This window comes from Paracrocinitomix mangrovi (genome assembly GCF_019740355.2).
Classification (GTDB): domain Bacteria; phylum Bacteroidota; class Bacteroidia; order Flavobacteriales_D; family Crocinitomicaceae; genus Paracrocinitomix; species Paracrocinitomix mangrovi.
The window spans coordinates 1,267,776-1,281,205 of the sequence record NZ_CP091819.1; the positions used below are offsets into that span (position 1 = coordinate 1,267,776).

A 13,430-nucleotide genomic window follows, 5' to 3' on the forward strand; every position below is an offset into this window, starting at 1 on the left:
GACAATGAGACACTACTTTACACTATTAATAATTCTTGTTTGTTTAAATGCCTCTGCCCAAAAGCATGAAGCATTCTATGAAAATGGAAATCTAAAAGAACAGGGGAAATTCAAGAATGACCAACCAAATGGTAAATGGACATATTACTATGAAAATGGTGACCTTCAATCTGAAGGGAAATATAAAAATGGGGATAAAGTAGGTAAATGGTTTATTTACTGGGAAGGTGAACTCCTGCGATTTGAAGGAGAGTGGAAAAGTGGAAAAGAGTCTGGTGAATGGGTAGGTTATTATGAAAATGGTAACAAAAGTTTTGAAGGACAATATGAAGATGGTTTAGAAGAAGGCATCTGGTACTATTACTATGACAATGGACAGTTATCAGAAGTTGGGGAATTTAAAAATGGAGAAGAAATAGGTGAATGGAAATATTTTCATGATAATGGACAGAAAAGCATAGTTGGAAGTTGGGTAGACGGAAAGAGAGATGGAGAATGGAACTATTTTTATGCAAATGGTAATCAGTTCAAAAAAGGAACTTTCAAAGTAGGAATTCAAGAAGGTGAATGGTCATATTTTGACGAATTTGGGAATATTGAAGAAAAAGGAAACTGGCTAAACAATTTGCAAGATGGCAAATGGGAGTATTACTATCCTTCCGGTAAATTAAAGGAAACCGGTGTCTGGAACCAAGGTGTTCAAGATGGTGAATGGGTATATTACTATGCCAATGGAAATGTAATGGAAAGAGGTGTTTGGAAAGGTGCAAAACAAGAAGGTGAATGGGTATATTTCTACGAAAATGGAGGTAAAAAACACAAAGGAGCCTGGAAAGATGGACATGCTACGGGAAAATGGATTTATTACCATGAAAACGGTAATATTTTAAAACAAGGAAATTGGTCAAATGGTAAGCAAAATGGATTGTGGCAGTACTTTTATGACAATGGCACAATGGAAGAAGAAGGGAATTTTGAAAAAGGTGTACAATCCGGAGAATGGCTGTATTACTATGAATCGGGAGCACTTAAGAAAAAAGGTAATTGGAAAAATGACGAAAACCATGGTGAGTGGATCTATTATTTTGAAAATGGCCAAACCCAAAAAATAGGAAATTGGGATATGGGAGATCAAACGGGAATTTGGACTTACTACAATTCTTCTGGTATGATCGTAGATAAAGGAGAATGGGTAAAAGGCAAACAAAATGGTAAGTGGACATACTATTTCCCAAATGGAAGAATTGAAAAAGTAGGTCATTGGCAAATGGGAGTTCAAGATGGAGAATGGAGTTATTACAGACAAAGTGGAGTAATCATGGAAAAAGGTACCTGGGTTGATGGACAGCAAACCGGACTTTGGACATATTATCATGAAAATGGTAAAATGGAATGGCAAGGTCAATGGGTGAAGGGAAATAAAATTGGAACCTGGAACAAATATGACGAAAAAGGAAGGTTTGTCACTTCACAAAATTATACTGGACAATAAATGGCTACAGTACACGAAGAGATTGACTTAGAGCAAGAGAGGAGAGAGATCTTAAATGCTTATCGCGGATTACTTCGCGCGAGTAAAAAATATAGAGATAAAGAGGATACTAAAATCATTAGAAAAGCCTTTGACATTGCCATGGAAGCGCATAAAGATATGCGCAGAAAATCAGGAGAACCTTATATCTATCACCCAATTGCGGTTGCCCGAATTTGTACTGAGGAAATGGGCTTGGGAACTACAGCCATTATCGCAGCCTTATTACATGATACTGTAGAAGATACGCACATTACTTTAACAGATATTGAAGAACAATTTGGTGTTAAAGTTAGAGACATCATTGATGGATTAACTAAAATTCCGGAGGTATTTGATGATAACATCTCATTACAAGCTGAGAACTTTAGAAAGTTAATCCTAACCATATCTGATGATTTAAGGGTGACTTTTATTAAAATGGCAGATAGGTTACACAACATGCGTACCCTTGACTCTATGCGACCGGACAAGCGATTGAAAATCTGTTCAGAAACGGAGTTTCTTTATGCTCCATTAGCACACAGATTAGGATTTAATGCCATTAAAACTGAATTTGAAGACATCATCTTTAAATACAAAGAACCTGTTATATACAAGCAAATTGAAACAAAGCTTGAAAAAACAAAGGAAGTAAGAAACAGGTTTATTAGACATTTCACCAATCCGATAAAAGAAAGATTGGAAAAAGAGAATTTCAATTTTAGCATTAAAGCCAGAACAAAAAGTATTCCTTCAATCTTTAAAAAGATTCAAAACAAACATGTAACCTTTGATGAAATCTATGACATATTTGCCATTAGAGTCATAGTTGATGTGCCTTATGAGGATGAAAAACCTTCTTGTTGGAAAATATATTCTATTGTAACTGATTTTTACCAGCCGAATCCCGATAGATTGCGAGACTGGATTTCTACTCCTAAAGCCAATGGATATGAATCATTGCACACTACAGTAATGAGTCCAACCGGGAAATGGGTAGAGGTTCAAATCAGAACCAAGCGAATGGATGAAATAGCGGAGAAAGGATATGCGGCTCATTGGAAATATAAAGAACAATCTGCTCAAGACAATACTTTTGATCGTTGGGTAGGTGAAGTAAGAGATCTGTTAGAGAATCCCGACACAAATGCAGAAGATTTCATCAATGAATTCAAGTTGAATTTGTTCAGTGATGAGATTTATATTTTCACACCAAAAGGAGACTTAAGAGTTTTACCAAAAGATAGTACCACGCTTGATTTTGCATTTGATATCCACACGGATATTGGATTGTCGTGCATTGGTGCAAAAGTGAATGGTAAATTAATGCCACTGAGTCACATCTTAAAAAGTGGAGACCAGGTTGAAATAATTCGATCAAATCAGCAAAAACCTAAAGAAGATTGGTTAAAGTTTGTAGCATCTGCCAGAGCAAAGGCTAAAATAAAATCTGCTCTAAAAGAAGAATTAAAAGCAATTGCGTCTGACGGTAAAGAAATTTTACAACGAAAACTACGTCAGTTAAAAATTAATTGGAGTAGTGAAAATATTCAGATCCTGGAAAAATTTTACGATCTACCAGGTTCAACTGAATTCTATTTTCAAATTGCAAAAGGAAAGATTGATCTTTCAAAAATCCGACAATTAGAAATAGAAAACCACAACTTTGTTCAGCCTAAAAAAGGAGCTGAAAGTGCTCAAAAAGTATTGATGCAGGATATAATGCCAAGCATTGATAATAAAAAGGACACGATTATTATTGGTGAGGATTTTAAGGAATTTGAGTACAAATTAGCCAATTGCTGTAGCCCTATTCCGGGAGATGAAGTATTTGGATTTGTTACTGCAACTGACGGTATTAAAATTCACAGAACCAATTGTCCAAATGCAACTCAGTTAATGTCCAACTATGCCTACAGAATTTTGAAAGCTACTTGGCAAAGTACAAGACTTAAAGAGAGGTTAACTTCTTTAAAAGTGGAAGGAATTGATGATGTCGGTATCGTAAATGGTATAACTAAAATCATTTCTGAAGTGCATGGTGTCAATATGAAATCTATTTCTTTTGAATCTGAAGACGGATTCTTTGAAGGAAAGATCGAGCTCTATATGTATGACACTCAACAGCTTGATGAATTAATTTTGAAATTTGAGCAAATAGAAGGGGTCAAGCAAGTTACTAGAGGATAATTATTTGAATTCTCTGTATTCATCACTTTTCTTCGTATCTTTGTTAATGTGCTGATAACATTAAACAGCCAATTGAATCCAGTTATATGGAAAAAGAGGAATTACAACAAACGGTAAAAGATATATTCTCCAACTTCTTAGAGAAAAACGGTCACCGTAAAACTCCTGAAAGATTTGCAATTCTTGCTGAGATTTATGCTCACAAAGGTCACTTTGATATTGAGTCGCTTTACGTGAGTATGAAAAACAAAAACTATCGTGTTAGTAGAGCTACACTTTACAATACCATGGAATTATTGTTAGCATCAAATCTTGTGCGCAAACATCAATTTGACAATATATCTCAGTTTGAAAAAGCTTATGGTTTTCGTCAGCATGATCATGTTATTTGTACCAATTCAGGAGATGTGATTGAATTTTGTGATCCTCGAATTGAAAAAATCAAAGCCACCGTTGAAGAACTTTTCAACGTTAAAATTCACAATCATTCTCTTTATTTCTACGGTGAAAAAATACAAGAACCTAGCAATTCAGATAAATGAGAATATCCGTAAAAACAATTCACCACATCAATTGTAACGAACTTAAGTTAGTTGGAAAGGGACTCACCGAAGCTGATTTTGAAGATGTTGAAAAACAAGTTGAAGAATTGGTAGAAAACAATGAGGTAAACGTAATCCTTAACCTGGAAGAAGTAAATGTTATCAACAGTTTAGGATTAAAGTCATTGATCAAAGTCTTTACTACGTGCAGGAACCACGGAGGTGATATGTACATTGTTAATATCTCAGATAAAATTAGTCAGGTTCTTCTGCTTACTAAACTAAATACAGTTCTTAATATTGCAACTTCGCTAAATGATGCTATAAACCAATTCGCGATTGAGAATGAAAGTTGACGTATTACTCGGATTGCAGTGGGGAGATGAAGGGAAAGGAAAAATTGTAGATGTAGTTACTCCGGACTACAACATTATTGCTAGATTTCAAGGTGGTCCAAATGCCGGACACACATTAATCTTTGAAGGACAAAAACAAGTTTTACACACTATTCCATCTGGGATCTTCAGAAAAAACACAGTAAATGTTATTGGAAACGGTGTAGTTATTGATCCAATTACACTAAAAGCAGAGATAGAAGCTATTGAAGCCAAAGGTGTTGATGTAGCTTCAAACTTGATGATTTCAAGAAAAGCTCATCTTATTCTACCAACCCATAAAATCCTTGACAAGTATTCAGAAGAATCAAAAGGAAAAAAGAAAATTGGTTCAACCTTGAAAGGAATTGGCCCAACTTACATGGACAAAACCGGTAGAAATGGCTTGAGAATGGGTGATACAGAATCACCAAATTTCAAGGCAAAATACAATGCACTTGTTGAAAAACACCAAAATATCCTAGGTGATTACGATTATCAAAACATTTTAAATGAATTTGAATCCGTTTGGTTTGAAGCATTAGAATTTTTGAAAAAAATCCCTTTGATTGATAGTGAACACTACATCAATCAAGCAATTAAAGACGGTAAAAAAGTCTTAGCTGAAGGTGCTCAAGGAACTATGTTAGATATTGATTTTGGAACTTATCCGTTTGTAACTTCTTCAAACACTATTACCGCAGGTACTTGTACAGGTTTAGGAGTTGCTCCTAATAGAATTGGAGATGTAATTGGGATTTTTAAAGCTTATTGTACACGAGTTGGAAGTGGCCCCTTCCCTACTGAGTTAGATAATGAAATAGGTGAAGAAATTAGAAAAATCGGTCACGAATATGGTGCTACAACTGGTAGAGACAGAAGATGTGGATGGATTGACCTGCCTGCATTGAAATACGCTTGCATGGTGAATGGCGCTACAAAATTAGCCATGATGAAAGCTGACGTTTTGGATAAATTTGAGACAATTCAGGTTTGTACACATTACGAAATCAATGGTGAAAAAGTAGACTATTTCCCATATGATATTACAGATTTAGAAATCACACCGGTTTATAAAGAAGTAAAAGGTTGGAACAAAGACCTTACGCAATTACAAGATTTAAAGGATGCTCCTCAAGAATTTTTAGATTATATCGCATACTTAGAGTCTGAATTGCACGTTCCTATCAGTATTGTTTCGGTAGGACCGGACAGAGCGCAAACTATTATTAGAAGTTAATTGAACAAACTTTTTAGCATATTGATAACGGCGCTTGTAATGAGCGCCATTTTTTTTCCAGATAACAGCTTCTCGCAAAGAGATGTTATTAAGCTGGTGTATGCTCAAACAGTTAAGGATGCTGAAGGATTAAAAAATACTACAAAAGCCATTGGTAATGTGCAGTTTGAACATAAAAACTCCAAGCTATTTTGCGATTCTGCTTTGTTTTTTAGAGATGAGGAAATAGTATACGCTTATAGCCATGTACAAATTAATCAAGGTGACACTATTAACCTTTTCTGTGATTCTCTTAAATACTTTGGTAAAACAAGAATTTCTAAATTACAAGGGAATGTAAGGATGCGTGATCAGGAATATAAATTAGTTACTGATTCATTAGAATATGATGGAAATTTGTCTCAAGGATATTATGAGAAAAATGCGGTAATCACTAGCATCAACAAAGAATTAAAACTTACTTCAGTAAAGGGATATTATCATGCAAACCAAAAAACTTTCTTTTTTAAAGATTCGGTAAGGGTAAATGGAGAAAATTACCGAATGGAATGTGATACACTAGAATTCAATACAAACACCAGCTCTGCTCATTTTCATGGACCAACTGACATTTATATGGACTCCTCTCAAGTAAAATGTGTTGCCGGAAATTATTTTACAGATGAAGGTCAAGTTGAACTATGGAATGGAGCCTACCTTATTGAAAAAGGCAGAACATTATATGCTGATAGTCTTCTTTACAATGAAAAGACTGAAATAGGTGAAGGTTTCTGCAATGTGGATATGTATGACTCTACAGAAACTGTTCAATTCATGGCTGATTATTTATGGAAATCATCCAAAAATGACACACTGATTTTGCAACAAAATGCCAAAATAATTGACTATAGTGAAATAGATACGCTTCAACTTTTAGCAGATACAATTTTTCATTATCAGGATTCAGTAGACAAGAAAAACTTATCCATTGCTCAGTCAAATGTTGGGATAATTAGTGGTGATATGACTGTTAGATGTGACTCAGCATATTTCTCTGAAAAAGATTCAATCATTAAATTTCATAAACTTCCTGTAATGTGGAGCCAGGAAACACAAATGACAGCAGACTCCATATTTGCAACCTATTATGACAGTGAATTTAGGGAGATGAAAATGTACAACAATGCCATGATAATTACAGAACATGATTCGCTCCATTATGATCAAATCAAAGGAAAAATGATGACTGCCTGGTTGGATTCGAGCAAAATCCAAAAAGTACATATTGAATCAAATGCGGAGACTTTATATTATTTAACTGAAAAAGAAAAAGACAGCTTAAATATGGAGCATGATAAAGTATCCGGAATGAATAAAATTGACTGTAACCAAATCTATATTTACTTCAAAGAATCTGAGATAAATAAAATCTCTTTTATCGAGCAACCTACAGCAGTTTATTATCCTGCAGACCAGATTCCATCTAACAGCCTATTTTTGAAGGGTTTTTTATGGAAAATTGAACTCAAGCCTGAGTCAATTTTTGGAGAATAATTCTATCTTTACCAACATGAAGTTTCTACTCCCTTTTGTAGCAATTTTTTTGAGCTTGTTTTCGTATGGACAAAACAATTATCCATACGGACAATTCAATATTAGAAACTTCGACAGAACCGAGTTCAACGGTGGGGTTCAAAGCTGGGACATCATTCAAAATAGCGATCATTTTATTTATGTAGCCAATAATGCCGGTGTGCTAGAATTTAATGGGGAACAATGGACAAAATTTGAACTAGAAAATACTGAACATCCAAGATCTTTTGCAAAAGATGAACACGGAACCATTTATATCGGTGGTCAAAATGAGTTTGGAAAAATACAATACGATAAAACCGGTAAGCCGTTCTCTAAAAAGCTTAGTGAATCTGTAGATACAATTGATTTTAAAGACATTTGGAAAGTTCATTGTATTGAAGAAAAGACATATTTCGTAGCCAGAAAATATGTCTTCATTTTGGATAGCAACAAAATTGAAGTCATCAACTCACCCAACAATACCAACATTAAAAAAAGTTTAAAAGTTGATAATCAGGTTATCTGTACTCAAGAATTTGATCAAAAGATAATCAGTTATGTTTTGAGAGGGAATAAGTTTATTGAAGTAAGCAATTCATCAGGTGTTTTACCTTCTGGGTTTACAGTTTTTGAAGGAAAAACCTATCTGATTGATGAACAAGGATTGTTTTATGAATTTATGGTAAATGGCAACAATTACAAATTCAATCTTACCGAAAAGAAATTAAATTATAATGCTGAAGGCGGCAAATTCAAAGGCATTAGTAGTAATGACAAATTGATTATTTCTGCCGTTCAAGGTCAAGGAATTCAAATTTTTTCTACCGGAGGTGAATTGATTAGAACGGTTGGAGAGGAAGATGGATTAAACAATTCAATTGTCAGAAAAGCACTTTTTGATCAATACAATAACTTGTGGTTATGTACTGATAATGGAATCAGTTTTGTAGAAATGTCATCTGCCATCACATCTTTCGGTAAAAAAGAAGGGGTCACAGCCGGAATCACTGAAGACTTGTTATTTAAAGACGATAAAATTCTTTTGGCAACTCACTCAGATCTATTTACCAGTGTTGTTGAAAACAATAAAATGAGATTTGAGAATACTAAAATCTTTGGCATTGATACCTGGCAGATTAAGCAATTTACTTTTTCAGATAGCACTACTCACACTATTGTTATTGCCAATGACGGAATCTATGAGTTAGGTTCAAATCTAGAAAAGTCTATCATTGCAAGATTTGTTTATGCCTGGGATTTGTCGCAGTCTACTTCTGACAGAAATAGAATCTTTATAGGGCTAGATGGAGGTGGAGTTGGCTCAATGTATTACAAAGGCGGAAAGTTTGAATTTGAAGGAAATTACGGTAATACAGGAGGAGATGTAAGATCTGTAATTGAGCATGAAGGCGAAGTATATTATTCGGTAAAATATGATGGTATTCATATGTTGGATACTACAAGAGAACAAAAAGAAAACGTACTTCAAGGATTGATTGATTATGCTGATGACGATCAAGGATATGAGCAATTTACCCTTTCTCTTTTTAATGGAACAATATACGTTGGAACAGTTCATGGATTATATGAAATCCAAGATGGAAAATTGATTCCTTCACCTGTTGAATCCAATAGATTTAACGAACAAGGCTTGCTTATTCACAGAATTATAAACGACGGACATGGAAAATTGTGGATTGAAATGTTTCACAATTCAGGGAAAGATAATGAATCAGCAGAATTAGGCTATTTAACTGAAGTTGATGGAGAATTAAAATGGTTTTCTGCTCAATTCAATCAAATTAAAGATGATGTAATCTTTTCTGTTAAAAAAGCAGAAGATGGTATTTACTGGTTAGGAGGTGTAAAGGGAGTTTATGCATACAACTCAAATGCGCCAACTAATTATGATGATCCATTCAATGTATTTATTAGTGGGGTTTATTTAAATGATGAAAATGAATACCTGTACCATACCAATTACAGCACAAAAGAAGAACACATTCTCGGCTATCAGGATAATTCAATTCGTTTTGAATTTGCTTCCAATTCTTATTTAGGGGGATTGAATAATGAATACAGCTATTATTTGGAAGGTGAAGAAGAAATTTGGAGTAAATGGAAAACTACTCCTTTTGCTGATTACCAGCGTTTACGTGAAGGAAAATATACACTTCATTTAAAAGCAAGAAACTTTTACGGATTTGAAAGTGAAGTAACTACTTTCACCTTTACCATTACTCCTCCTTGGTACAGAACATGGTGGGCCTTCCTTATTTACATTGCTCTTTTTGCTCTATTGATTTACGTAGTAATCAGATTGAGTATTAGAAGAGTTAAAGCCCAGAATGAACGTCTGGAGCAAATTGTAGAAGAAAGAACTGCTGAAATTGCTGAACAAAACACCAAGCTGGAACATCAAAAAGCTGAAATTGAAGAAAAGACAAATGACATCTTGGACAGTATCAAATATGCAGAGAGGATTCAAACTGCAATCCTACCAACAGAAGATACACTAAATGAAATTTTTGATGGAGAGCATTTTGTATTGTACAAACCAAAAGACATTGTTTCTGGTGACTTTTATTGGGCAGATAGATTTGGAGACGAAGCTATTTTCTCTGCTGTAGATTGTACAGGACATGGTGTACCTGGAGCTTTCGTAAGTATTGTTGGATTTAATGGATTGAATAGAACAGTTCACGAATTTGATTTAAGAAAACCTGCTCAAATCTTAGACAAATTAACAGAGTTGGTAGTTGAGACATTTGCCAAAAGTGAATCACAAATCAAAGATGGAATGGACATTGCGCTTTGTAATATCAACTACAAAACAAAGAAGCTACAATTTGCAGGTGCCAATAATCCATTGTGTATTGTCAGAAATGGAGAAATTATTGAAGTAAAGGCCAACAAACAACCAATTGGAGAATTCCATGACAGAGTACCTTTTACAAATCATGAAATTGATTTAATGGACGGTGATTGTGTTTATGTTTTCTCTGACGGTTTTGCTGATCAATTTGGTGGAGATAAAGGAAAGAAATTTAAAGGAAAAGCATTGAAACAGCTATTGCTTGAACTCAGCGATTTAGATATGAAAACGCAACATAAAAAATTGAACGAAGCATTTGAAACCTGGAAAGGTGACTTTGAACAATTGGATGATGTTTGCCTATTTGGAGTAAAAATTTGATGAATATTAAAAAGATCATAGGAATTTTAACAATTGTAGCTACGCTTACAATGTTGACCTTAGTTGTGCTTTTATTATTGCAAGGCACTATTGAATTTAAAGCATCAATGGTACAATTAGCCATGTGCAACTTCTCTGTTTTAATTGGTTTAAGCGGACTTTATCTAGTTGAATCTCACTGCACACCTAACAGAATTTCCAGAATGTCAGTTTGGGGTCTTGGCGTTTTTGTGATGATTTTAGGAACCTTGGTAAGCTTCAATTTAATAGACTACAAATCAAGCTGGAATTTTTTGATTGCAGCAGGTGTTGGCTATATCACTCTTGTTCAATTGCAGCTAATTAATTGGGATGAAAGCAAATCATTAGTAAAAGTGTTAGGCTTATTGTTGATACTTTCTAACATGTTTATTGTAGTGTATTTCCTTGCAAAACTATCTATCCCAGACTTAGGTATAGTTCTAGATATTACCGTCATCACATCTGTATTTTCTTTTTTAATTGGGATGATCATCTCGAATCCAAAAAAGGAAAAAGCGCATCAATAGTAAGCTGTACTAACAATCTGTTATTAATAATTTCAACTACATCAAAGTGTAGCCCCTATCCTATTGACGTAACTTCACATTGGAATATTCTGTTTTAAAATGAAGTTTAAAAAGCCGCTTACAGTAAAGGAGATGGCCAACTTTTTAGGTTGTCCGTTTCATGGTGATGCTAATCTTAAAATCACTGGAATTAACGAAATTCACAAAGTTGAAAGCGGTGATATTGTATTTGTGGATCATCCAAAATACTACAATAAAGCGCTCAAGTCAGCCGCAGATATCATTTTAATAGACCAGCAAGTTGATGTGCCTAAAGGCAAAGCAATTATAGTTTCGGCTCATCCTTTTGACGACTTTAATAAAATCACAAAACACTATTCCCCTTTTAAAAGCTGGGAAAACCAGCATGGTGACAATTTTGAAATAGGAGAAGATTCAATTTTACATCCAAACGTAGTTATTGGTCATAATGTTAAAATTGGAAACCGTTGTGTATTGCATGCAGGAGTAGTGATTGGAGATGGGACAGAAATTGGAGATGACGTTGTAATTGGTGCTAATTCAGTTATTGGCCATGATGCTTTTTATTATAAGAAAAAGGCTGATGGATATGACAGAATGCATAGTTGCGGAAGAGTAGTTTTAAAAGACAAAGTTGAAATTGGTGCATTATCTACAATTGATAGAGGTGTTACAGGAGATACGGTTATTGGTGTTGGAACCAAAATAGATAATCAAGTTCACATTGGTCATGATACCGTGATTGGTGATCATTGTTTACTTGCTGCTAACGTTGGAGTAGCAGGATGTGTAGTTTTAGAAGATCATGTGATATTATGGGGACAAGTTGGAATAGCATCTGATGTAGTGATTGGAAGTGGAGCCGTAATTCAAGCTCAATCTGGTGTAGGAAGAAGTTTAGTAGGTGGCAAAACCTATTTTGGATCGCCTGCATCTGATGCAAGAACCGCCCTTAAAGAATTAGCTGCATTGCGCAGATTACCTTCGATTATAGAAAATATATGAGTTATATATCAGAGAAGGAATTAGAAGAATTAGAAAACAGAATAAGATCAAAAGATTTTAAGCTGAATTCTTTGTTGGAGATTACCAAAGCGATAAACTCCAATGCTCCTGTATCTGATATATTAAACATCTATAATTACGTATTAACAGAGCAGTTAGGCATTCGCAAATTCATTTTGTTTAATCACCAGGGTGAATGGAAGGTGCTTGATAAAATGGGCATCAAAGGTAAAGTCAAAGACATTGACGTTGAACAGGACTTTTTAAGATTTACAGATATAACTGTAATTGAATCATCTTACAAGCAATCATTAGACAAGTTTGATGTTGTAATTCCTGTCCATCATAAAGATAAACCTCTTGCCTTTTTGGTTATGGGAGGAGTCAAAGATCAATTGATGAGTAATGACAGAAGATCTTTTGCCAATCTTAACTTTATCCAAACTTTGACAAATATTATTGTTGTAGCCATTGAGAACAAAAGGTTGGCAAAACAAAGTATACTTCAAGAAGCTGTTAAAAAAGAGCTTGAAATTGCTTCAGAAATGCAACGTTTGTTGTTTCCTGATCATCTTCCGAGTAATGACAAAATAGACATCTCTGCTAAATATCTTTCACATTCACAAGTTTCCGGAGATTACTACGATTATATTCAGATCAATAAGGATGAGTTCATCATTTGCATTGCAGATGTTTCAGGTAAAGGGATTGCCGCAGCCATGTTGATGGCAAATTTCCAGGCTACTGTAAGAACATTATATACCTATAAACGTTTTTCTCTTGAAGATTTGGTGCATGAATTAAACACCAAGTTCTTTGACAGTGCAAAAGGAGAAAAGTTTGTCACCTTTTTTATTGCCGAATACAATTCTAAAAATCGCAAATTAAAATACGTTAATGCCGGGCACAACTGGCCAATTTTGATAAAAGGTAAAACCGCTCGTTTTTTAAATAAGGGATGTATAGGACTTGGAATGCTTAAAGAAATTCCATTTTTAGAAAGTGAAACTGTTGAAATTGAGCAAAATACAACCTTGATTTTATATACTGACGGAATTGTAGAGTTAGAAAACAATGAAAATGAGCAATTTCAAACAGATAGATTGACTAAAATTGTCCAAAATTTCTATCCTTTGTCTATGGAAGATTTGAATGAAATCATTTTTTCTAAATTAGACGATTGGAGAGGAAAAAGAAAATATGTGGATGATACGGCGATTTTAAGCTGCAGAATCTTTTAATAAAAC

At 34.4% G+C, this 13,430-nt stretch carries 10 protein-coding genes; all 10 read left to right on the plus strand.

Translation table 11 applies throughout. The features are described from left to right. The first annotated feature begins 4 nt into the window (after positions 1-4). A complete protein-coding gene (locus K6119_RS05690; RefSeq protein ID WP_221836398.1) occupies positions 5-1,492 on the plus strand; it encodes a toxin-antitoxin system YwqK family antitoxin in 1,488 nt (495 codons plus the stop codon). Continuing rightward, the gene (locus tag K6119_RS05695) at positions 1,493-3,703 is read left to right on the plus strand and encodes a RelA/SpoT family protein (protein ID WP_237828108.1); all 2,211 of its coding nucleotides are present in this window, start codon (positions 1,493-1,495) and stop codon (positions 3,701-3,703) included. Positions 3,704-3,789: 86 nt separating this feature from the next. Beyond that, positions 3,790-4,245, plus strand: coding sequence for a Fur family transcriptional regulator (locus tag K6119_RS05700; RefSeq protein WP_221836406.1), 456 nt, complete (start codon positions 3,790-3,792; stop codon positions 4,243-4,245). After that, a complete protein-coding gene (locus tag K6119_RS05705; RefSeq protein ID WP_221836409.1) occupies positions 4,242-4,601 on the plus strand; it encodes an STAS domain-containing protein in 360 nt (119 codons plus the stop codon). Before K6119_RS05700 ends, K6119_RS05705 begins: the two co-directional genes overlap by 4 nt. After that, a complete protein-coding gene (locus K6119_RS05710) occupies positions 4,591-5,859 on the plus strand; it encodes an adenylosuccinate synthase (protein WP_221836410.1) in 1,269 nt (422 codons plus the stop codon). The genes K6119_RS05705 and K6119_RS05710 overlap by 11 nt, the downstream gene beginning before the upstream one ends. Positions 5,860-5,898: 39 nt before the next feature. Continuing rightward, positions 5,899-7,392 (plus strand): OstA-like protein, encoded by a 1,494-nt coding sequence (locus tag K6119_RS05715; RefSeq protein WP_221836413.1) that lies wholly within the window; start codon positions 5,899-5,901, stop codon positions 7,390-7,392. A gap of 16 nt (positions 7,393-7,408) precedes the next feature. Further along, positions 7,409-10,609 carry a SpoIIE family protein phosphatase gene (locus K6119_RS05720; RefSeq protein ID WP_221836425.1) on the plus strand — a complete coding sequence of 1,067 codons (3,201 nt, stop codon included), beginning with the start codon at positions 7,409-7,411 and terminating at the stop codon, positions 10,607-10,609. Next, positions 10,609-11,157: a hypothetical protein gene (locus tag K6119_RS05725; RefSeq protein ID WP_221836427.1), complete on the plus strand. Its 549-nt coding sequence runs from the start codon at positions 10,609-10,611 to the stop codon at positions 11,155-11,157. The genes K6119_RS05720 and K6119_RS05725 overlap by 1 nt, the downstream gene beginning before the upstream one ends. Before the next feature lie 99 nt (positions 11,158-11,256). Next, a complete protein-coding gene (locus K6119_RS05730) occupies positions 11,257-12,183 on the plus strand; it encodes a UDP-3-O-(3-hydroxymyristoyl)glucosamine N-acyltransferase (RefSeq protein WP_221836430.1) in 927 nt (308 codons plus the stop codon). Beyond that, entirely contained in the window at positions 12,180-13,424 is a 1,245-nt protein-coding gene (locus tag K6119_RS05735) for a GAF domain-containing SpoIIE family protein phosphatase (protein ID WP_221836433.1), read from the plus strand. Before K6119_RS05730 ends, K6119_RS05735 begins: the two co-directional genes overlap by 4 nt. Positions 13,425-13,430: the final 6 nt, after the last annotated feature.

Bases quoted from the DNA above. Each gene is read 5' to 3' on its own strand.
- K6119_RS05730 (WP_221836430.1), top strand. From the start codon at position 11,257: ATGAAGTTTAAAAAGCCGCTTACAGTAAAGGAGATGGCCAACTTTTTA.
- K6119_RS05725 (WP_221836427.1), top strand. From the start codon at position 10,609: ATGAATATTAAAAAGATCATAGGAATTTTAACAATTGTAGCTACGCTT.
- K6119_RS05690 (WP_221836398.1), top strand. From the start codon at position 5: ATGAGACACTACTTTACACTATTAATAATTCTTGTTTGTTTAAATGCC.
- K6119_RS05735 (WP_221836433.1), top strand. From the start codon at position 12,180: ATGAGTTATATATCAGAGAAGGAATTAGAAGAATTAGAAAACAGAATA.
- K6119_RS05720 (WP_221836425.1), top strand. From the start codon at position 7,409: ATGAAGTTTCTACTCCCTTTTGTAGCAATTTTTTTGAGCTTGTTTTCG.
- K6119_RS05705 (WP_221836409.1), top strand. From the start codon at position 4,242: ATGAGAATATCCGTAAAAACAATTCACCACATCAATTGTAACGAACTT.
- K6119_RS05715 (WP_221836413.1), top strand. From the start codon at position 5,899: ATGAGCGCCATTTTTTTTCCAGATAACAGCTTCTCGCAAAGAGATGTT.
- K6119_RS05700 (WP_221836406.1), top strand. From the start codon at position 3,790: ATGGAAAAAGAGGAATTACAACAAACGGTAAAAGATATATTCTCCAAC.
- K6119_RS05710 (WP_221836410.1), top strand. From the start codon at position 4,591: ATGAAAGTTGACGTATTACTCGGATTGCAGTGGGGAGATGAAGGGAAA.
- K6119_RS05695 (WP_237828108.1), top strand. From the start codon at position 1,493: ATGGCTACAGTACACGAAGAGATTGACTTAGAGCAAGAGAGGAGAGAG.